General features: G+C 58.0%; 19 protein-coding genes. 13 read left to right on the forward strand and 6 right to left on the reverse strand.

The features are described from left to right. The 7 genes from ilvN to nepI all read left to right on the forward strand — a co-directional run bounded on the left by ilvN (nt 1) and on the right by nepI (nt 7447). On the forward strand, nt 1–288 hold the full coding sequence (ilvN, locus tag ABLV07_RS24690; protein WP_016162014.1) for an acetolactate synthase small subunit: 288 nt from the start codon (nt 1–3) through the stop codon (nt 286–288). A 150-nt stretch (nt 289–438) separates the two neighbouring features. Beyond that, entirely contained in the window at nt 439–1032 is a 594-nt protein-coding gene (gene uhpA / locus ABLV07_RS24695; protein ID WP_015369064.1) for a transcriptional regulator UhpA, read from the forward strand. 17 nt (nt 1033–1049) lie between these two features. Then, entirely contained in the window at nt 1050–2534 is a 1485-nt protein-coding gene (uhpB, locus tag ABLV07_RS24700; RefSeq protein WP_162182312.1) for a signal transduction histidine-protein kinase/phosphatase UhpB, read from the forward strand. 11 nt (nt 2535–2545) lie between these two features. Further along, nucleotides 2546–3874, forward strand: a complete 1329-nt coding sequence (locus tag ABLV07_RS24705) for an MFS transporter (RefSeq protein WP_015369066.1) — start codon at nt 2546–2548, stop codon at nt 3872–3874. 146 nt (nt 3875–4020) lie between these two features. After that, nucleotides 4021–5412: a hexose-6-phosphate:phosphate antiporter gene (gene uhpT / locus ABLV07_RS24710; RefSeq protein WP_015369067.1), complete on the forward strand. Its 1392-nt coding sequence runs from the start codon at nt 4021–4023 to the stop codon at nt 5410–5412. A 136-nt stretch (nt 5413–5548) separates the two neighbouring features. Then, complete coding sequence (locus ABLV07_RS24715; protein ID WP_047740216.1) at nt 5549–6001, forward strand: DUF1198 family protein; 453 nt, start codon at nt 5549–5551, stop codon at nt 5999–6001. Nucleotides 6002–6262: 261 nt separating this feature from the next. Next, a complete protein-coding gene (nepI, locus tag ABLV07_RS24720; RefSeq protein WP_015369069.1) occupies nt 6263–7447 on the forward strand; it encodes a purine ribonucleoside efflux pump NepI in 1185 nt (394 codons plus the stop codon). Between the two features lie 5 nt (nt 7448–7452). On the opposite strand, the gene phnX is transcribed toward nepI, so the two are convergent. Next, nucleotides 7453–8262: a phosphonoacetaldehyde hydrolase gene (phnX, locus tag ABLV07_RS24725; protein ID WP_015703877.1), complete on the reverse strand. Its 810-nt coding sequence runs from the start codon at nt 8260–8262 to the stop codon at nt 7453–7455. 9 nt (nt 8263–8271) lie between these two features. After that, nucleotides 8272–9375, reverse strand: coding sequence for a 2-aminoethylphosphonate--pyruvate transaminase (gene phnW, locus ABLV07_RS24730; protein ID WP_020077639.1), 1104 nt, complete (start codon nt 9373–9375; stop codon nt 8272–8274). Nucleotides 9376–9516: 141 nt separating this feature from the next. On the opposite strand from phnW, the gene phnR reads away from it, so the two are divergent. The 5 genes from phnR (at nt 9517) to phnV (ending at nt 14207) form a co-directional block, all read left to right on the forward strand. Continuing rightward, nucleotides 9517–10236, forward strand: coding sequence for a phosphonate utilization transcriptional regulator PhnR (gene phnR, locus ABLV07_RS24735; protein WP_015369072.1), 720 nt, complete (start codon nt 9517–9519; stop codon nt 10234–10236). A 179-nt stretch (nt 10237–10415) separates the two neighbouring features. Continuing rightward, a complete protein-coding gene (gene phnS, locus ABLV07_RS24740) occupies nt 10416–11429 on the forward strand; it encodes a 2-aminoethylphosphonate ABC transporter substrate-binding protein (RefSeq protein WP_045412613.1) in 1014 nt (337 codons plus the stop codon). A gap of 5 nt (nt 11430–11434) precedes the next feature. After that, nucleotides 11435–12547: a 2-aminoethylphosphonate ABC transport system ATP-binding subunit PhnT gene (gene phnT / locus ABLV07_RS24745; protein WP_045412616.1), complete on the forward strand. Its 1113-nt coding sequence runs from the start codon at nt 11435–11437 to the stop codon at nt 12545–12547. Further along, nucleotides 12547–13407: a 2-aminoethylphosphonate ABC transporter permease subunit gene (phnU, locus tag ABLV07_RS24750; protein WP_002923191.1), complete on the forward strand. Its 861-nt coding sequence runs from the start codon at nt 12547–12549 to the stop codon at nt 13405–13407. Before phnT ends, phnU begins: the two co-directional genes overlap by 1 nt. Nucleotides 13408–13409: 2 nt before the next feature. Beyond that, entirely contained in the window at nt 13410–14207 is a 798-nt protein-coding gene (gene phnV / locus ABLV07_RS24755; protein WP_020077644.1) for a 2-aminoethylphosphonate ABC transport system, membrane component PhnV, read from the forward strand. A gap of 57 nt (nt 14208–14264) precedes the next feature. Here the strand turns inward: phnV and ABLV07_RS24760 are convergent, their stop codons facing one another. The 3 genes from ABLV07_RS24760 to ABLV07_RS24770 all read right to left on the reverse strand — a co-directional run bounded on the left by ABLV07_RS24760 (nt 14265) and on the right by ABLV07_RS24770 (nt 17575). Then, nucleotides 14265–15644 carry a carbohydrate porin gene (locus tag ABLV07_RS24760; RefSeq protein ID WP_020077645.1) on the reverse strand — a complete coding sequence of 460 codons (1380 nt, stop codon included), beginning with the start codon at nt 15642–15644 and terminating at the stop codon, nt 14265–14267. A 279-nt stretch (nt 15645–15923) separates the two neighbouring features. Continuing rightward, on the reverse strand, nt 15924–17249 hold the full coding sequence (locus tag ABLV07_RS24765; RefSeq protein ID WP_015369079.1) for a PTS transporter subunit EIIC: 1326 nt from the start codon (nt 17247–17249) through the stop codon (nt 15924–15926). Between the two features lie 11 nt (nt 17250–17260). Continuing rightward, nucleotides 17261–17575, reverse strand: coding sequence for a PTS sugar transporter subunit IIB (locus tag ABLV07_RS24770; RefSeq protein ID WP_015369080.1), 315 nt, complete (start codon nt 17573–17575; stop codon nt 17261–17263). A gap of 293 nt (nt 17576–17868) precedes the next feature. On the opposite strand from ABLV07_RS24770, the gene ABLV07_RS24775 reads away from it, so the two are divergent. Further along, nucleotides 17869–18819 (forward strand): LacI family DNA-binding transcriptional regulator, encoded by a 951-nt coding sequence (locus ABLV07_RS24775; RefSeq protein WP_020077647.1) that lies wholly within the window; start codon nt 17869–17871, stop codon nt 18817–18819. Nucleotides 18820–18864: 45 nt separating this feature from the next. Here ABLV07_RS24775 and ABLV07_RS24780 read toward each other — a convergent pair whose 3' ends face one another. Next, entirely contained in the window at nt 18865–19155 is a 291-nt protein-coding gene (locus ABLV07_RS24780) for a YicS family protein (protein ID WP_015369086.1), read from the reverse strand. Nucleotides 19156–19185 lie beyond the last annotated feature (30 nt).

A 19185-nucleotide genomic window follows, 5' to 3' on the forward strand; every position in this document is an offset into this window, starting at 1 on the left:
ATGCAAAAGCAACACGATAACGTCATTCTGGAACTCACCGTCCGCAACCACCCAGGCGTCATGACCCACGTCTGCGGGCTATTTGCCCGCCGCGCGTTTAACGTTGAAGGCATTCTCTGCTTGCCGATTCAGGGCAGCGAGCACAGCCGCATCTGGCTGCTGGTAAATGATGACCAGCGGCTGGGGCAGATGATTAGCCAGATTGAAAAGCTGGAAGATGTCACCAATGTGGCGCGTAACCAGTCCGATCCCACCATGTTTAACAAAATTGCGGTGTTCTTCGAATAGCGCTCAAGGCTTGAACAGCTACGCGCTTACCGCTAAGGTAAGCGCCTTTGCCGGATGGCGCTGCGCTTATCCGGCCTACAGGGAGTGAATCCGTAGGCCGGATAAGGCGTTTACGCCGCCATCCGGCGCTTTCAGGCACCAGGAAACACCATGACTACCATCGCCCTTATTGACGATCATTTGATTGTCCGCTCCGGTTTTGCTCAGCTACTGGGGCTGGAAGCTGATTTTCAGGTTGTCGCTGAATTCGGCTGTGGACGCGAGGCGCTGGCGGGGCTACCGGGGCGCGGTGTACAGGTCTGTATCTGCGATATCTCAATGCCGGATATTTCCGGGCTGGAGCTGTTAAGCCAGTTGCCGAAGGGGATGGCGACCATCATGCTGTCGGTGCACGATAGCCCGGCGCTGATCGAGCAGGCGCTGAACGCCGGCGCGCGCGGCTTCCTGTCGAAACGCTGCAGTCCGGATGAACTGATCGCCGCGGTCCGCACGGTGGCGGCGGGCGGTTGCTATCTCACGCCGGATATCGCCATGAAGCTGGCCGCCGGGCGCCAGGATCCGCTCACCAAACGCGAACGCCAGGTGGCGGAAAAGCTGGCGCAGGGTATGGCGGTGAAAGAGATCGCCGCTGAGCTCGGTCTGTCGCCGAAAACCGTTCACGTTCATCGCGCCAACCTGCTGGAAAAACTGGGCGTCAGTAACGACGTTGAGCTGGCGCGCCGCATGTTCGATAGCTGGCAATGAACACCGTCGTTTCACGATTGCTGTCGGTGATCGGCTGCGCCTTTATCTTCTCAGCCGCCTGGTTCTGCCTGTGGAGTATCAGTCTGCATCTGGTGGAACGCGCGGATTTAGCGGTGCTGCTGTTTCCCTTTGGCCTGCGTTTAGGGCTGATGCTGCAATGCCCGCGTGGCTACTGGCCGGTGCTGCTGGGAGCCGAGTGGCTGCTTATCTTCTGGCTGGCGCAGGAAGTGGCGCTGGCGCATCCGATAATATTGATGACCGGAAGTCTGCTGACCCTGCTGCCGGTGGCATTGATTTCACGCTATCGCCAGCAGCGAGACTGGCTGACATTGTTGCGCCAGGGCGGGGCACTGATCGCCGCCTCGCTGCTGCAATCGCTGCCGTGGCTGGCGCAAGAAGGCAGTGAGGGACTGACCGCGCTGTTGTTGACGCTGACCGGCGGCCTGACGCTGGCGCCGACCTGCCTGGTTATCTGGCATTATCTGACCAGTACCGTCTGGCGGCCGTTGGGGCCGTCGCTGGTGTCGCAGCCGGTTAACTGGCGTGGCCGGCATCTGATCTGGTACCTGCTGCTCTTTACCGTCAGCCTGTGGCTACAGCTCGGGTTGCCCGCCGAACTCTCCCGCTTTACCCCTTTTTGTCTGGCGCTGCCGATTATCGCTCTCGCCTGGCACTACGGCTGGCAGGGGGCGCTGATCGCCACCCTGATGAACGCCATTGCGCTGATTGCCAGCCAGACCTGGCACGATCACCCGGTTGATTTATTGCTTTCACTGCTGGCGCAGAGCCTGACCGGACTGCTGCTGGGCGCGGGGATCCAGCGATTGCGCGAGCTTAACCTGTCGCTACAGAACGAGCTGGCGCGTAATCGGCGGCTGGCGGAACGCCTGCTGGAAACGGAAGAGAGCGTGCGGCGTGACGTGGCGCGCGAGCTCCACGATGATATTGGCCAGACTATCACGGCAATTCGCACCCAGGCGGGGATCGTGCAGCGTCTGGCGCCAAACAACGCCAGCGTACGGCAGAGCGGCCAGTTGATAGAACAGCTGTCGCTGGGGGTTTACGACTCTGTGCGAAGACTGCTTGGTCGTCTGCGTCCGCGCCAGCTTGACGATCTGCCGCTTGAACAGGCGGTACGTTCGTTGATGCGTGAAATGGAACTGGAAGACCGCGGTATCGTCAGTCATCTCGAATGGCGGATTAACGAGGCGGGGCTGAGCGAAAACCAGCGCGTGACGCTGTTTCGCGTTTGCCAGGAGGGACTGAATAATATCGTCAAGCACGCCAACGCCAGCGCCGTCACCCTCCAGGGCTGGCAACAGGATGGGCAATTGATGCTGGTGCTGGAAGATGACGGCTGCGGCCTGCCGCCGGGGTCGAATCTGCAGGGGTTCGGCCTGACCGGCATGCGTGAGCGCGTGACAGCGCTGGGTGGTACGTTAACTATCTCCTGCACACACGGTACCCGCGTGTGCGTCAATTTACCGCTGCGTTACGCCTGAAAGGAGCGCCGATGTTTGCCTTTTTAAAAGCGCCGCCGGACGCCGCGCCAATTAGCGATAAACGCGAGCTGGACGAGCGTTATCGTTACTGGCGTCGCCATATTCTGCTTACCATCTGGCTTGGTTACGCGCTGTTTTATTTCACCCGCAAAAGCTTTAATGCCGCGGTTCCCGAGATCCTCGCCAGTAACGTGCTGACCCGCAGCGATATCGGCCTGCTGGCCACGCTGTTTTACATCACTTACGGGCTGTCGAAATTTTTCTCCGGTATCGTCAGCGACCGCTCCGACGCCCGCTATTTTATGGGGCTGGGGCTGATTGCCACCGGGGTGGTGAATATTCTGTTCGGTTTTTCCACTTCGCTATGGGCCTTCGCGCTGCTGTGGGCGCTGAATGCCTTCTTCCAGGGCTGGGGCTCGCCGGTGTGCGCCCGGCTGCTGACGGCCTGGTATTCGCGAACCGAGCGCGGCGGCTGGTGGGCGCTGTGGAATACGGCGCATAACGTCGGCGGCGCGCTGATCCCGATGGTGGTGGGCGCGGCGGCGCTGCATTACGGCTGGCGAATGGGGATGACCATTGCCGGTTGCCTGGCGATCCTCGCCGGACTGTATCTGTGCTGGCGGCTGCGCGATCGCCCGCAGGCGGTGGGGTTACCCGCCGTGGGCGACTGGCGTCACGATGCGCTGGAAATCGCCCAGCAGCAGGAAGGCGCTGGGCTGACGCGCAAAGAGATCCTGACCCGCTACGTGCTGGCCAATCCCTATATCTGGCTGTTATCGCTGTGCTATGTGCTGGTGTACGTGGTGCGGGCGGCGATTAACGACTGGGGCAATCTGTATATGTCGGAGACGCTCGGCGTCGATCTGGTGACCGCTAACTCGGCGGTCACCATGTTTGAGCTGGGCGGTTTTATCGGCGCGCTGGTGGCGGGATGGGGCTCGGATAAGCTGTTTAACGGCAACCGTGGGCCGATGAACCTGATTTTCGCCGCCGGAATTTTGCTGTCGGTTGGCGGGCTGTGGCTGATGCCGTTCGCCAGCTATGTGATGCAGGCGGCCTGCTTCTTCACCACCGGGTTCTTCGTTTTCGGCCCGCAAATGCTCATCGGAATGGCGGCGGCGGAATGTTCGCATAAAGAAGCCGCCGGGGCGGCAACCGGGTTTGTCGGCCTGTTCGCTTATCTTGGCGCCTCGCTTTCCGGCTGGCCGCTGGCGCAGGTGATGGATATCTGGCACTGGACCGGATTCTTTGTGGTGATTGCGATTGCCGCCGGCATTTCCGCGCTGCTGCTGCTGCCGTTTTTAAACGCGCAGGCGCCGCGTACCGCCAGCGAAGCGTGATGTAGCTCACCCTTTCGCCGCGAACGGGGCAAAACTAAGAAATTTTCCCGGTTTTACCTGGAAGCCGTCTCAGGCCAGACGGCGCGCGGGTTTTTACAATGCCTGGTTATTACGCAGGCATAAAAAAATCAGCTCAGGAGATACCCATGCTGGCCTTTCTGAATCAGGTGCGCAAGCCGACCCTGGATCTGCCGCTCGATGTGCGGCGCAAAATGTGGTTCAAACCTTTCATGCAGTCCTATCTGGTGGTCTTCATCGGCTACCTGACCATGTACCTGATCCGCAAAAACTTTAACATCGCGCAGAACGACATGATCTCCACTTACGGGTTGAGCATGACGCAGCTGGGGATGATTGGCCTGGGCTTTTCCATTACCTACGGTGTGGGCAAGACGCTCGTCTCTTATTATGCCGACGGTAAAAATACCAAGCAGTTCCTGCCGTTTATGCTGATCCTCTCCGCCATCTGTATGCTGGGCTTTAGCGCCAGCATGGGGGCGGGTTCAACCAGCCTGTTCCTGATGATCGCCTTCTATGCGCTGAGCGGTTTCTTTCAAAGCACCGGCGGTTCGTGCAGCTATTCCACCATCACCAAGTGGACGCCCAGACGCAAACGCGGCACCTTCCTCGGCTTCTGGAATATCTCCCACAACCTCGGCGGCGCGGGCGCCGCGGGCGTGGCGCTGTTTGGCGCCAACTATCTGTTCGACGGCCACGTGATCGGCATGTTTATCTTCCCGTCGATTATTGCGCTGATCGTTGGCTTTATTGGCCTGCGCTACGGCAGCGACTCTCCGGAATCCTACGGCCTTGGCACGGCGGAAGAGCTGTTTGGCGAAGCGATCAGCGAAGAGGACAAAGAGACCGAAGAAAATGCGATGACCAAGTGGCAGATCTTTGTTGAGTATGTGCTGAAAAACAAAGTGATCTGGCTGCTGTGCTTCTCCAACATCTTCCTCTACGTGGTGCGTATCGGTATCGATCAGTGGTCCACCGTGTATGCCTTCCAGGAGCTGAAGCTGTCTAAAGAGGTGGCGATTCAGGGCTTTACTCTGTTTGAAGTCGGCGCGCTGGTTGGCACGCTACTGTGGGGCTGGTTGTCGGATCTGGCCAACGGCCGCCGCGCGCTGGTGGCCTGCGTCGCGCTGGCGCTGATTATCGCCACCCTTGGGGTTTACCAACATGCCAGCAACCAGTACGTCTATCTGGCCTCGTTGTTTGCGCTGGGCTTCCTGGTGTTTGGTCCGCAGCTGTTGATCGGCGTCGCCGCCGTCGGTTTCGTACCGAAAAAAGCGATCGGCGCCGCCGATGGAATCAAGGGCACCTTCGCCTATCTGATCGGCGATAGCTTCGCCAAGCTGGGTCTTGGGATGATCGCCGACGGCACGCCGGTCTTCGGCCTGACCGGCTGGGCCGGCACCTTTGCGGCGCTGGACGCCGCCGCCATCGGCTGTATCTGCCTGATGGCCATCGTGGCTATCTTCGAAGAGCGTAAAATTCGCCGCGAGAAAAAGAATCGAGTTTTGCAGACTGCCTGATTCACCAGGTATTTGGTAACCTTGCCCGGCCATTGCGCCGGGCTTTTTTATTTCTTGCGTAATATGCCAGGTCCGACAGTCGACAGCAGGCAAATTCCCATTATGATAGTGAGGCTGCGATTGGATGAGAGGATGCATGATCTGGATAGGACTGGCCACCCTGGTAGTGGTATTTGTTGTGGGATTTCGAGTGCTTACCTCTGATTCACGCCGCGCGATTCGTCGCCTGAGCGAACGCCTTGGCATTACGCCTGTTCCGTTGGAATCGATGATCGATCAGCTGGGAAAAACCGCCGGTAATGAGTATGTGCGTTACCTGGAGCGGCCGAATGAAGCACATTTGCAGAACGCCGCGCAGGTGCTGCTCATCTGGCAGGCCGCGATTGTCGACGCCAGCGAAAAAAACCTGCATTACTGGTATCGCCTGATGCAAAAAGCGCGATTAGCGGCGCCGATTACCGACGCACAGATCCGCCTGGCGCAAGGTTTTCTGCGCGAGCTGGACCCGGATGTGAGCGATTTACATAACCTACAGCAGCGCTATAACGACCTGTTTCTCCCGGAAGACGGCGTGCACTGGCTGCACTGATCTCATTGTTATCCGGCCTGTGGTTAATCGCTTTTGTGTGCCGGATGGCGGCTGCGCCTTATCCGGCCTACGGTTTATGCACTCGTCACTTGTAGGCCGGATAAGCGTAAGCACCATCCGGCAGAATGACGAGGCCTGTATTCTCAAGCTACGCTTTTGTATTACGTTATGAAAAGCAAGAAGAGTTGCGAAAACGTTAAGTACGTCACATACAAAATGTTACACTGCGCAGCTTTCCGCCACTTTCTTCGCAGGTCACTCATGAGTCATTCAAATGAAACCAAACCCCATGCACGCGATCTCGCGCGGCCAAACTGGTCGGCGGTCTTCGCGGTTGCTTTCTGCGTCGCCTGCCTGATTACCGTCGAGTTTTTGCCGGTCAGCCTGTTAACGCCGATGGCGCTGGATTTAGGCATCTCCGAAGGGATGGCCGGGCAGTCGGTGACGACGACGGCATTCGTCGCGATGTTTTCCAGCCTGTTTATCACCACGGTGATAGGTAAAACCGATCGCCGCTACGTGGTTATCCTGTTTTCGCTGCTGCTGACCCTTTCTTGCCTGCTGGTATCGTTTGCCGATAGCTTCACCCTGCTACTGCTGGGGCGCGCCTGTCTGGGCCTGGCGCTCGGCGGTTTCTGGGCGATGTCGGCATCGCTGACCATGCGTCTGGTGCCGATGCGCGTGGTGCCGAAAGCGCTATCAATTATTTTCGGCGCGGTATCAATCGCGCTGGTGATCGCCGCCCCGTTGGGCAGTTTCCTTGGCGGGCTTATCGGTTGGCGCAACGTCTTTAACGGCGCGGCGGTGATGGGCGTGCTGTGTACGCTCTGGGTGCTGAAAGCGCTACCGTCGCTTCCGGGTGAATCGGCGGCTCAGCAGCAAAATATGTTTGGTCTGCTGAAGCGTCCGGGGGTGATGGCCGGGATGTGCGCCATTTTCATGGCCTTTGCCGGACAGTTCGCCTTCTTTACCTATATTCGACCGGTATACATGACACTCGCCGGTTTTGACGTCGACGGCCTGACGCTGGTGCTGCTGAGCTTTGGTATCGCCAGCTTTATCGGCACCTCGCTCTCCTCGGTGGTGCTGAAGCGCTCGGTTAAAGCGGCGCTGGCGATTTCGCCGCTGGTGCTGACCGCCTGCGCGGCGGCGCTGGTACTGTGGGGAGAAAGCAAAATCGTCGCCTCGACGGTGGCGATTATCTGGGGCTTCGCGTTTGCGCTGATTCCGGTGGGATGGTCAACGTGGATCACCCGTTCTCTCTCCGATCAGGCGGAAAAAGCCGGGTCGATTCAGGTGGCGGTGATCCAGCTTGCCAACACCTGCGGCGCCGCGGTCGGCGGCGTTGCGCTCGACCACTTAGGACTGCTGTCGCCGCTGGTGTTGTCAGGAATATTAATGCTGTTTACCGGCCTGCTGGTGACGACCAAAGTGAAGGTGAATTAACCCGCTTACGGCCGTTCGCCTTTTGCCAGCCGGGCGTTGATGTCGGCAATCACTTCCGGCAGATCCGCCAGGGTATCAACCACATAGTGAGCCCCGGCGGCATACAGTTTGCCTGCCGCCCGCTCGCGACGGGTGGCGATTTCCTCTTTCGACATCGCCTGGTACTCCTCCCAGGTAGCGCCGAATTCGTTACCGGACACAGCCAGCCCGACGCTCCACATCCCGGCATGTAACCCTTCGCTGATGCCCGGTGCGGCATCATCGACCTTCACGCAGTGGGCCACATCGTCTATGCCCAGGGTAATCACGTTCTGCAGCGCCATCCACGGGCCCGGACGACCGCCGACGGCAAGATCATCGGTGGCGACCCAGTGGTCCGGGGCGTAGCCCTGGGCGGCAGCGGCCGGTACCAGCTTTTCCATCACCGGGCGAGGATAACCCGAGCAGGAGCCGATCTTCAGGCCCTCGGCGCGAAACGCGGCGATAGTGTCGACAACGCCGGCAATCGGTGCGGAAAAATCGACAACCTTAGCGATTTGCAGCGGCATAAACGCGGCGTAGATCGCATCGATATCGGCGGCAGTCATCGCGCGGCCGAATTTGGCCTGCCAGCGGCTATCGACAGCAGGGAGTTTGCCCAGCGCCTCAATGTGCTGCCACTTGCCAAGCCCCATCGGCACGCGGGCCTCTTCAAGGGTGATCTCAATATCGAAGGCCTTGCGGAAGGCCTCGACGAAAATTTGCGTCGGGGCGAAAGAGCCGAAGTCTACGGTGGTGCCTGCCCAGTCAAGGATCAGTGCGCTAATACGGTTCATGGCGGTTCCTTATTGTTTCCAGTACATGGCGTTGTCGATAGCCGCCAGCAGGGCGGTGATATCGGCGTCGTAGACTTCGCCAATGTTGCCGATGCGGAAGCAATCGCTTTGCGATACTTTGCCCGGATAGATAACGAAGCCCTGATCTTTCAGCTTCTGGTAGAAGGTGTGAAAGCGATACTGCGGCGCATCCGGTGAATAAAAGGCGGTAATGATCGGCGAGTGCAGGCTATCGTCGAGCAGTGGCCGGAAGCCGAGCGCGCGCATCCCGGCGACCAGACGGCGTTGATTGTTGCGGTAGCGCTGGTAGCGGGCGCTAACGCCGCCCTCCTGCGCCAGCTCTTTCAGCGCCTGGGCAAAGGCCAGCACGGTATGGGTCGGCGAGGTGAAGCGCCACTTACCGTGGTTATCTTCCATGCAGCGCCACTGGGCGTACAGATCCAGTGATAGCGAGCGCGAACGGCCTTTGCAGGCGGCCAGTTCCGCTTCGCGAGCAATCACGAAGGCAAAGCCCGGTACGCCCTGAATGCATTTGTTGGCGGAGCTTATCAGGTAATCAATATTCAGCGCGGCGATATCCAACGGAATGCCGCCAAAGCTGCTCATCGCATCGACGATATAGCGTTTATCGTACCGTTTTGCCAGTTCGGCTACCTCTTCGATCGGATTCAGCATGCCGGTGGTGGTTTCGCTATGTACCATCGCGATATGGGTGATCGCCGGGTCGTTCTGCAGGATCTGTTCGATCGCGGCCGCATCTGGACGGGAGACTTCGCCGCAGTCGTAAGGGTGGCAGGCGATGCCCATCAGTTGCGCCATCTCAATCATACGCGCGCCATAGGCGCCATTGCTGACGATCAGCACTTTGCCTTGTTCGCCGATGACGCTGCCGAGCACCGCTTCGACCGCGTAGCTGCCGCTACCCTGCAGCAGCACCGCCGTATAACCGTCGGCCGGGGTAGCCAACTGCACCAGCTGCTGGCGAATGGTCTGTACCACGCCGAGATTGTAATCATCATCCCAGGTACAGCTATCGAACAACATCGCCTCTTTTACCGTACGGGAGGTGGTTAGCGGGCCGGGGGTCAGCAGCAAGTAGTTCCGTGAAGTCATTTGTCTCACCATTTGGTCTATACCAGATTTATATTTATCATGGAGACAAAGCCGGGGCAGGGTCAAAGGAAATGTGGCGCTGCAACAAAAAATTCATCTGGCTATGTATAATGAGCGCACGAAAAGTGGCAGTGAGTAAACATGAAATCACCCTCTGGCGAGATGCCGCAATACCTGATGATTAAGGCGCAGCTGCAGGCGCGTATTCAAAACGGCGCGTTGAAAAGCGGCGATAAGCTGCCTTCAGAGCGCGAACTGTGCGCGCTGTTCAACACGACCCGGATTACGGTACGCGAGAGCCTGGCGCAGCTGGAGGCCAGCGGCGTGATTTACCGCGCTGACCGCCGCGGCTGGTTCGTGACGCCGGAGCGTCTGTGGTTGGATCCGACGCAGAACACCAACTTCCACAAGCTATGTCTCGAGCAGGGGCGCGAACCGAAAACGGTGCTGCTTGAAGGGCGCTTAACCGCCGTGCCGCTGGACGTGATGGCCCCGCTGGCGCTGCAGCCCTTCGATCAGGTTTACCTGCTGACGCGTCTGCGCTATGCCGACGGCCGGCCGGTGTGCTACTGCGAAAACCACTGCCTGCCCGCGCGGGTGCCTGAGCTGCTGCGCCACGATCTTAACGGCAGTCTGACCGAGATTTATCAAACTCAGTACGACCTGATCTATACCAGTATGCATCTGTCGTTTTATCCCACTTCAATGCCGCCGCAGGCTGCCGAAGCATTGGGGGTGATGGAAGGGCGCCCGGCGCTGCTGCTGCGCCGGCTGAATTACGATCAGCATGGGCGTATTCTCGATTACGATATTGAATACTGGCGGCATGACAGCCTGCGGATCGAAGTCGATACACATTGATTTTATTAGTTAAATTTTTTGATCTCCCCGGTGGCGCTAGCGCTTACCGGGGCTACGCACTTCCCCTCGTTTTAACTCTTTCGACACACTTCTTTCATCGTTTTGTCATAAACCCCCGGTAGCGTGAAAGCAAATCTGGTCTACACCAGAATAACTGACTATCCGATGAGGCTTAAACGATGAAACTCTCCCGACTTGCTCTGCTGTCCCTGTTCGCGCTGACCAGCTCTCCGGTTTGGGCGGACGGCGTCGTCACGGTTTACTCCGCCGACGGCCTGCATGATGGCGATAACAGCTGGTATCAGAGCCAGTTCGACGCCTTCACCAAAGCGACTGGCATCAAAGTGCAGTATGTGGAAGGCGGCTCCGGCGCGATCGTCGAACGTCTGGCGAAGGAGCGCACCAATCCGCAGGCTGACGTGCTGGTCACGGTGCCGCCGTTTATCCAGCGCGCCGCGAAAGAGCAATTGCTGGCAACCTTTACCCCGCAAGGTAGCGCGCAGATCCCCGGCGCTAACGACCGCTACGCGCCGCTGGTGAATAACTATCTGACCTTCATCTATAACGGCCAGTTGCTGAAAACCGCGCCGGCCAGCTGGCAGGATCTGCTGGATAGCCGCTTTAAGAACAAGTTGCAGTACTCCACGCCGGGGCAGGCGGGCGACGGTACCGCGGTGATGCTGCAGGCGTTCCACAGCCTCGGCGGTAAAGACGCCGGTTTTGCGTATCTGGGTAAGCTGCAGGCCAATAACGTTGGCCCATCGGCCTCGACCGGCAAGCTGACTGCGCTGGTCAATAAAGGCGAGCTGTACGTCGCCAACGGCGATTTGCAGATGAACCTGTCGCAGATGGCGCGTAACCCGAACGTTAAAATTTTTTGGCCGGCGGATGATAAAGGCGAGCGCAGCGCGCTGGCGCTGCCCTACACCATCGGGTTGGTACAGAACGGACCGAACAGCGAAAACGGCAAGAAGCTGATCAATTTCCTGCTGGATAAACCGGCGCAATCCAGCGTCAGCGCGCTCTCCTGGGGCCTGCCGGTACGCAGCGATGTGGCGCCGGATGACGCTAACTTTAAGGCGGCGAAAGCGGCGCTCGACGGCGTGAAGAGCTGGGAGCCGAACTGGGATGATGTCGCGGTATCGCTGTCGGCTGACATTGCCCGCTGGCATAAAGTGACCGATAGCGAGTAAGCCTGATGTTGATGAAAACCACCGTCACTTCTTCCCCGTCGCTGGCGGGGACTTCCGGGATCACCCTGGACTCGCTGCGTGTTTCATACCACGGCAACGTGGTCTTAAAACCGCTGTCATTGACCATTGAACCCGGTGAGGTGCTGGCGCTGATAGGCCCTTCCGGTTCCGGGAAAACCACGGTGCTGCGGGCGATTGCCGGTTTTGTGCAACCGGCTGGCGGTCGGATTGTGATCGGTGATACTGACGTCACCCAGCTGCCGCCGTATCAACGCGGGCTGGCGATGGTGGTGCAGAACTACGCGCTGTTTCCGCATATGAAGGTAGAAGATAACGTCGCCTTCGGCCTGCGGGCGCAAAAGCAGCCCAGGGCGCTTATCGCCGAGCGGGTGGCTGAAGCCTTAAAAATCGTCGGTATGGCGGATTACGCCACCCGCTACCCGCATCAGCTTTCCGGCGGCCAGCAGCAGCGCGTCGCGATAGCCCGCGCGATTGCCGTGCGTCCTCGGGTACTGTTGCTTGATGAACCGCTGTCGGCGCTGGATGCGCAAATTCGTCATAACATGGTGGAAGAGATTGCCCGTCTGCACCGCGAACTGCCGGAACTGACCATTCTCTACGTCACCCACGATCAGACCGAAGCGCTGACCCTGGCGGACAAAATCGGCATCATGAAAGACGGTTCGCTGATCGCCCACGGCGAAACGCACGAGCTCTATCACTATCCGCCGAACCGCTTTAGCGCCGAATTCCTCGGCCGCGCCAATATCCTGCAGGCGACGGCGCTGAAAGACAGCACCGAGCCGGGGCTGGTTAGCGTGAGCTGTGGCGGCGGCCTGATTAACGCCTTCAGCCGGGGCGGCCTGCATGGCAACAACAAGCTGTTATGCATTCGCCCGCAGCACATGAGCCTGGCGCCGCGATCGGCAACCAGTAATCGTCTCAATGCTACCCTGACCTCGGTACACTGGCAGGGCGATCTGACGCATCTGCTGTGCGATGTTGCCGGCGAAGCGGTGCGGATTGTGATGACCCACGTGAACCCGCTGCCGCGCGCGGGGGACAAGCTGGCGCTCTACTTCGAACCTGGCGATGCGGTTCTGATCGAGGTGCAATGATGGCGCAAACCCTCACGCTTGCGCGTCCGGCGCGAAACTTACGCCCTTACCTGTGGCTGGCATTGCCGCTGCTGGTGCTGGCGACGCTATTTTTCTATCCGCTACTGTTGATCGCCGAACAGGCATTACGTGACGCCAGCGGCAACCTGAGCCTCGAGACTTTCTGGCAGGTGATTGACTCAAAACGCTTTATTGGCGCGCTGCTCAATACCTTACAGATTGCAGTGTTCGCCACCCTTGGCTGCCTGGTGCTCGGCAGCGTGCTGGCGCTGATTCTGGTCTTTATTCCGTTCCCCGGCAGCCAACTGGTGAGCCGGGTCATTGATACTTTTATTGCGCTGCCGACCTTCCTGATTACCCTCGCATTCACCTTTATTTACGGCTCGGCGGGGCTGCTCAACGGCACCCTGATGGCGTTGTTTGCTTTTGAACTGCCGCCGGTAGACTTTCTCTATTCAATAAACGGCGTGATTCTGGCGGAGATTACCGTCTTTACGCCGCTGGTGATGCGCCCGCTGATGGCGGGACTGCGGCAGATAGATAAGAGCCAGCTGGAAGCGGCGAGTATTCTCGGCGCCCATCCGCTACGGGTGATTACCCAGGTTATCTTCCCGGCGGCGCTACCGGCGCTGATGGCGGGCGGCAGCCTGTGCCTGCTGTTGACCACTAACGAGTTCGGTATCGTGCTGTTTATTGGCGCCAAAGGGGTTAATACCCTGCCGATGATGGTCTACAGCAAGGCGATTCTGGAGTCGGATTACAGCGTGGCCTGCATGATTGCGCTGATTAATATTCTGCTGTCGCTGGGGCTGTTTATGCTCTATCGGCTGGCTGCGGCGCGCACTGGCGTAAGGAGTTAACGATGTTGATTTGGTCGCGTAAAGGCCGCGCGGCGGCGGGCGCGCTGGCGGTGACGCTTTTTGCCGGCGTTTTCCTGCTGCCGCTGGCGGTGATTTTACTCTCCAGCCTGAGTAAACAATGGAACGGCCTGCTGCCCACCGGCTTTACTTTTACCCACTTTGTTAACGCCTTTCGCGGCGCGGCGTGGGATTCGCTGTTTTCGAGCCTGATGGTGGGCTTCTGCGCCAGCCTGCTGGCGCTGCTGTGCGGGATGTGGGCGGCGCTGGCGTTGCGCCAGTATGGCGCGAAGTTACAGAAATATCTTGGCCTGGCGTTTTATCTGCCCAGCGCTATCCCCTCGGTTTCCGTCGGACTGGGCATTCTGGTGGCGTTCAGCCAGGGACCGCTGCAGATGAATGGTACTTTTTGGATCGTCCTGGCGGCGCACTTTGTACTGATTTCCGCCTTTACCTTCAGCAACGTAACGACCGGGCTGGCGCGGATTTCCGCCGATATTGAAAACGTCGCCTCCAGTCTTGGCGCCTCGCCGTGGTATCGCCTGCGCCATGTGACGCTGCCGCTGATGGCGCCGTGGATGATTTCAGCGCTGGCGCTGAGCTTATCGCTGTCGATGGGGGAACTGGGCGCGACGGTGATGATCTATCCGCCGGGCTGGACGACGCTGCCGGTGACTATTTTCAGCCTCACCGATCGCGGCAATATCGCCGATGGCTCGGCGCTGACCATTGTGCTGGTGGGCGTCACGCTGCTGTTGATGATGAAGCTTGAGCGCATCGCCCGCCGATTAAGCCAAAGATAAGTTGTACCCGGAGCTGTAGCCCGGCTCAGCGTAGCGCCAGCCGGGAATTGGATTGCCTCAGAACCAGGCCTCAAACATGCCGCCGATGTTCAGCGAATCCAGCCGCTCGTCGCTGGTGCCGTCTACTTTCGCGGTGTGTTCGTTATCCACCTGGCCGCCGGTCACATAGAAGCGCAGCATCGGGCGGAACTCCGGCCCCATGCCGATGGCGATGTTCTGCGACAGCGTCAGCTTCCAGCCGTGGTTATCCCCGCCCTGGTCGTAGTCAACGCGCTGGTAGCCCGCTTCCAGCCAGGTCGAGTGCACGTCGTTCCAGAAGTACATTGGCCGGACGATCGCGCCGTAGTTTTTACGGTTGTCGGTATTATCCTTGCCGTTGTCGTAGTCGTGGAAGGCCAGCAGATACTCGATCTGCGCCTGCTGGGTGAACTTATGGCTGCCCTCGAAGCTGGCGTAGACCGTGGTCAGGTCGTCGGTTTTGTTATAGACGCTGTTATCCGAGTTATCGGAGTAGCGCAGGATCACTTTGTTCACTCCGCTGTCGTTGCTATGGCTCAGCACCAGCCCGCCCTGCCAGGCATCGAGGCGCGCGTCGCTGTCCACCGCTTTTGAGTCAAAGCCGTAGTTGGCGTATACCTCGACGTCGATCGGCCCGGCTTTGATGTTGTGGGTTTTGGTGGTCAGCGCGTAGTGGCCGTTATCGCCGGTATCGGAGCTGCCGGTACAGGTGATGCGCGACGGGTTGGTCTCATCGGCCATCACTTCCGGGCTACAGGATTTCACCTGCGACACCGTCGCCACGTCGAACTGCACGCCGCCGATATCGAAGTTCTTCACCCCCGCGCCCTGGCCGTCGTGGTTCATCCAGAAGTAGTCGTTGATCCCCTGTTGCGGGCGCTGGTGGAAGTCGCGGCCGGCCCAGATATAGGCGTTGGGGTTGGATTCGAGAACATTGGTGACGCCGACGTAGGCTTTTTTCAGGTTAACTTCGTCGCTCCAGTGGTCAAACATGACGTTGAGATCCCAGATGGCCCCCTGCGCGCTTTTGAACGCTTTGCTGATCTGGAATTCGCCGCCGTTGCTTTCGTTACCGAGACGGCCAATCGCCGAGGCGCCGTTATAGGAGCCGTCGACGCCGACATATTTCTGGTCGCCGGTCTGGAAGTGGGCGCCATAGCGGGCGTAGCCGCTAAATTTCAGGCCGAATGGAATCGCCATATCCGGCGAAGCGGCGGTGGTTTGCGGGTTGGTAATAACATCAACCTTTTTATCGGCCGCGGCATCAATTTTAGCCTGGCGGTCGGCCAGCGCTTTATCAACCGCTTTGGCGACGATGGCGTCGATCTGCTCCTGGGTAAACTCCTGCGCCAGTACGGAAATTGGGCACAGCGCGGCGATAACCGCCATGGCCAATGGCAGCTTTTTAACTGTATTCATGGTTATCTCACTTTAATAATTAATATATGCAGACAATAACCGCCCCATTCTGGTTAAAATAAAAATAACCAAAATAAGCTGATTTGTTTTTTTTTCAGGGTACAGCTACGCCGGAGAAAAAATATCTTATTCTCAGTGGCGAAATTTAACGGCTAGTACAAATGCAGATGAATTAATTTTTTCTCAAAATATATTTCCTGAGGTTATTGAGTTTATAATCAGATTATTTGGCGAAAATCCCTTTTCCGCATAAATTCATATTTTCAGGTAATACAGGAATTACTGGCTAACGGCCCCGGCGACCGATGCAACGCTTTTCGCCTTTTCGACTTCATTTTTTATTAATGAACGCTCATAGGCGCGCAGGAATGGCAGATAAATCACTGCCGACATCACCATGCAGATAACGCACATCACCACCGGGCTTAAGGTCCAGTTAGCCGCCCACGAGGCGCCAATCGGCGCGGGCGTCGTCCACGGCGTCAGCGACACCACCTGGCTCAACCAGCCAAGGCGGGTTGCGCCGTAAGCCAGCACCGCGTTGACCATCGGCACGCAGACGAAGGGAATAAACATCATTGGGTTCATGATGATCGGCGCGCCGAACAGAATCGGTTCGTTGATGTTGAAGAAGCTTGGCACGATGCCCATTTTGCCGATAGTCCGCAGATGCGTGACCCGGCTACGCAGCAGCAGGAAGGCCAGCGGCAGGGTCGAGCCGACGCCGCCAATCAGCAAATAGTGATCCCAGAAGCCCTGCAGGTAAACGTGCGGCAGCGCCGCGCCGGCCGCCAGTGCCGCCTGGTTTGCCGACAGGTTGGCCATCCAGAACGGGTTCATAATGCCGGTAACGATAAGCGAGCCGTGAATACCGGCGAACCAGAAAATCTGGCACATCAGCACCGACAGCAGAATCGCCGGCAGCGAATCGGAGGCGGAGACCAGCGGTTCCAGCAGATGCATAATCGCCTGCGGCAGGATCATGCCGGTTTGCGCTTCAATGAACAGGTTGAGCGGATGCAGAGTACCGATGACCACCAGTACCGGAATGAGGATCTCAAACGAACGGGCGACGCCGGTCGGCACCTCTTTCGGCAGGCGAATGGTCACGTTGTTTTGCTTAAGCCAGGCGTAAACGCGGGTGGAGTAGATGGCGGTGATCAGCGCGGTGAAAATGCCCTGGCCGGATAAATACTGAGTAGAAATTTTGCCATCGGCATAGGGCGCGGCGACCAGCAGGAAGGCCATAAACGCCAGCAGGCCGGACATGACCGGATCGAGCTGGAACTGGCGTCCGAGGCTGGCGCCGATGCCGACCGAGATAAAGAAGGTCATAACGCCCATGCTGAGGTTAAACGGCAGCATCAGCTGTTCACGGTACTGCTGGGAAAAGTCCAGCCAGCCGCGGGCAAAACCGTTAGTGGTCTCCGGCGAGAAAGGCGGAAAAATAAATACCAGCATGAAAGAGCCGATGATCATGAACGGCAATGCGGCGGTAAAGCCATCGCGGATGGCGATAACATATTTCTGTTGCCCAAGGCGTCCTGCCAGCGGAGTAATAGATTGCTCGATCACGGCAATCATCGACTGATACAGAGAACTCATTTGAACACCTCTTAGTGCGCCGCGGCGATCAGCGACAGGGCATAATTCAGAACGTTATCTCCCCGCTGCATTCCGTAATCCATCGTATCGATAGGCTGGACGGGAATATTCAGGGGAGCGGCTTTCTCGCTAAGCATTTTCAGCATGTATTTGACCTGGGGGCCAAGCAGCACCACCTGGTATTGTGGAAACTGCATATCAAATTCGGCAACGCCATAGGCGTCAATCTGCACCGGCAGGTCGCGTTCCTTTGCGGCATCCACCATTTTCCTCACCAGCAGGCTGGTGGACATCCCGGCGGAGCAACACAGCATAATCTTGTACATCGACGGCTTTCCTCATATGTAAAAAGTTATTGCGAGGATGATTTGATATCAGACGGAAACCGGTTTCCATTTATAAAAAACAGAACTGTGAGCGCGGTCAATAACTCACCGTTAGCGGGCTTACTAATTAGATTTCGCTCACAAAATAATGTCGATTTGGCGTGGTTTTTTGCCGAAATGGAAAATCGGTTTCCAAATAAAAAAGGAAACGGCTATACTGCCGCTGGTTATAATTGAAGCGATTCAGGACACAGCGTTACAGGGGCTAAGCCGCACCTGCCAGGGGAAAAAAGATGTCGACAATCAATGACGTATCACGGTTAGCCGGGGTATCGAAAGCCACGGTTTCGCGCGTGCTGAGCGGTTCGCGCGGGGTAAAAGAGGCCAGCCGCCAGGCGGTGCTTCAGGCGGCGGAAACGCTGAACTACCGGCCCAATATGATTGCCCAATCCTTACTGAGCCAGTCGACGGGCTGTATCGGCGTGATTTGCGCGCAGGACAACATCAATCAGACCACCAGCTATCTCTACGCCCTGGAAAAACAGCTCAGCCAGCATCAGAAGCATCTACTGCTGCGCTTCGCCAATAACCGCGGCGACGTATTAAGCGCGCTGGATGAACTCACCTGTGGCCTGTGCGATGACGTGCTGATCATCGGCGCGCGCTTTCCGCTGCAGATCGAGCGCCCCGATGTGGTGCTGATTGATTGTCTGGAAAGCGATGGCGAGAACAGTATTCAGTTTGATCACGCCTTCGCCGCGGAAACCGCCTGTCATTATCTGATTAATCAGGGGCGGCGGCAGATTGCGCTGATCCATCCGCAGGGGAGCGGCTTTGCCGATCAGGTGCTGCTGGGCTATAAGCATGCGCTGGAGAAGAACTTCCTGCCGTTTAATCGCAACCTGGTCTTCCTGGACTGCGCCTCGTCGTCGGTGGCGGTACAGGAGTTGATGAATAACGCCACTACCCTGAACTTTAATGCGCTGTTGGTGAGCGATGAACTGCAGGCGCAGCGGGTAGTGCCGCAGCTGCAGGCGTTTAACCGCGCGGTGCCGGAAAAAGTAATGGTCTTCAGTCTCGCGGGTTCGCTGCAGATGCCGGGTATTCCGACCATCCCGGCGATTGAGTATTCGATGGATGCGATGGCTTCGCGGATCGTCAACTGGCTGATCGGCAAAAGCCCGCAGCCCGGCGGCAGCCTGCTGCGCGGCGACTTAATTATTCCCGAGCGTTGGGGGAAATAAAAAAACCGTCGCGGCAGGCAACGGTTTTCCTGATAATTCAGCCCGTTATTTCTCCGGGCAGCGAATTTTATCAATGGCGGCCAGATAGCCTTTTTGATTATTGCGCTCTTTCGCCAGCGTCGCTTCGCGAACGTAACTCTGGTTGTCTTTCGAGGCGAGGATTTTATTGGCGAAATCGGTATCGCTGAGGGTGCTCGCCGGGGCGCATTTTTCCTTCACCGCTTTCAACACCTGCTGTTTTTGCTGCTCAAACTGCAGGCTTTGCAGCGGCGATTCGGCCCACGCCGCGCTGGCGCTAAGGGCAGTAACCAGACACAACATCCAACACGCTTTCATGGCGCTTCTCCTTCACTTTTCGCTTCAGTC

The sequence above is a fragment of the Klebsiella sp. CN_Kp097 genome (assembly GCF_040064495.1).
GTDB lineage: Bacteria > Pseudomonadota > Gammaproteobacteria > Enterobacterales > Enterobacteriaceae > Klebsiella > Klebsiella aerogenes.

Coding starts and splice junctions, on each gene's coding strand:
- phnT (WP_045412616.1), top strand. CDS start 11,435: ATGTTGATGAAAACCACCGTCACTTCTTCCCCGTCGCTGGCGGGGACT.
- ABLV07_RS24765 (WP_015369079.1), bottom strand. CDS start 17,249: ATGAGTTCTCTGTATCAGTCGATGATTGCCGTGATCGAGCAATCTATT.
- ilvN (WP_016162014.1), top strand. CDS start 1: ATGCAAAAGCAACACGATAACGTCATTCTGGAACTCACCGTCCGCAAC.
- ABLV07_RS24770 (WP_015369080.1), bottom strand. CDS start 17,575: ATGTACAAGATTATGCTGTGTTGCTCCGCCGGGATGTCCACCAGCCTG.
- phnW (WP_020077639.1), bottom strand. CDS start 9,375: ATGACTTCACGGAACTACTTGCTGCTGACCCCCGGCCCGCTAACCACC.
- phnX (WP_015703877.1), bottom strand. CDS start 8,262: ATGAACCGTATTAGCGCACTGATCCTTGACTGGGCAGGCACCACCGTA.
- nepI (WP_015369069.1), top strand. CDS start 6,263: ATGAGTCATTCAAATGAAACCAAACCCCATGCACGCGATCTCGCGCGG.
- phnV (WP_020077644.1), top strand. CDS start 13,410: ATGTTGATTTGGTCGCGTAAAGGCCGCGCGGCGGCGGGCGCGCTGGCG.
- ABLV07_RS24775 (WP_020077647.1), top strand. CDS start 17,869: ATGTCGACAATCAATGACGTATCACGGTTAGCCGGGGTATCGAAAGCC.
- ABLV07_RS24705 (WP_015369066.1), top strand. CDS start 2,546: ATGTTTGCCTTTTTAAAAGCGCCGCCGGACGCCGCGCCAATTAGCGAT.
- phnU (WP_002923191.1), top strand. CDS start 12,547: ATGGCGCAAACCCTCACGCTTGCGCGTCCGGCGCGAAACTTACGCCCT.
- phnS (WP_045412613.1), top strand. CDS start 10,416: ATGAAACTCTCCCGACTTGCTCTGCTGTCCCTGTTCGCGCTGACCAGC.
- phnR (WP_015369072.1), top strand. CDS start 9,517: ATGAAATCACCCTCTGGCGAGATGCCGCAATACCTGATGATTAAGGCG.
- ABLV07_RS24780 (WP_015369086.1), bottom strand. CDS start 19,155: ATGAAAGCGTGTTGGATGTTGTGTCTGGTTACTGCCCTTAGCGCCAGC.
- ABLV07_RS24760 (WP_020077645.1), bottom strand. CDS start 15,644: ATGAATACAGTTAAAAAGCTGCCATTGGCCATGGCGGTTATCGCCGCG.
- uhpT (WP_015369067.1), top strand. CDS start 4,021: ATGCTGGCCTTTCTGAATCAGGTGCGCAAGCCGACCCTGGATCTGCCG.
- uhpA (WP_015369064.1), top strand. CDS start 439: ATGACTACCATCGCCCTTATTGACGATCATTTGATTGTCCGCTCCGGT.
- ABLV07_RS24715 (WP_047740216.1), top strand. CDS start 5,549: ATGATCTGGATAGGACTGGCCACCCTGGTAGTGGTATTTGTTGTGGGA.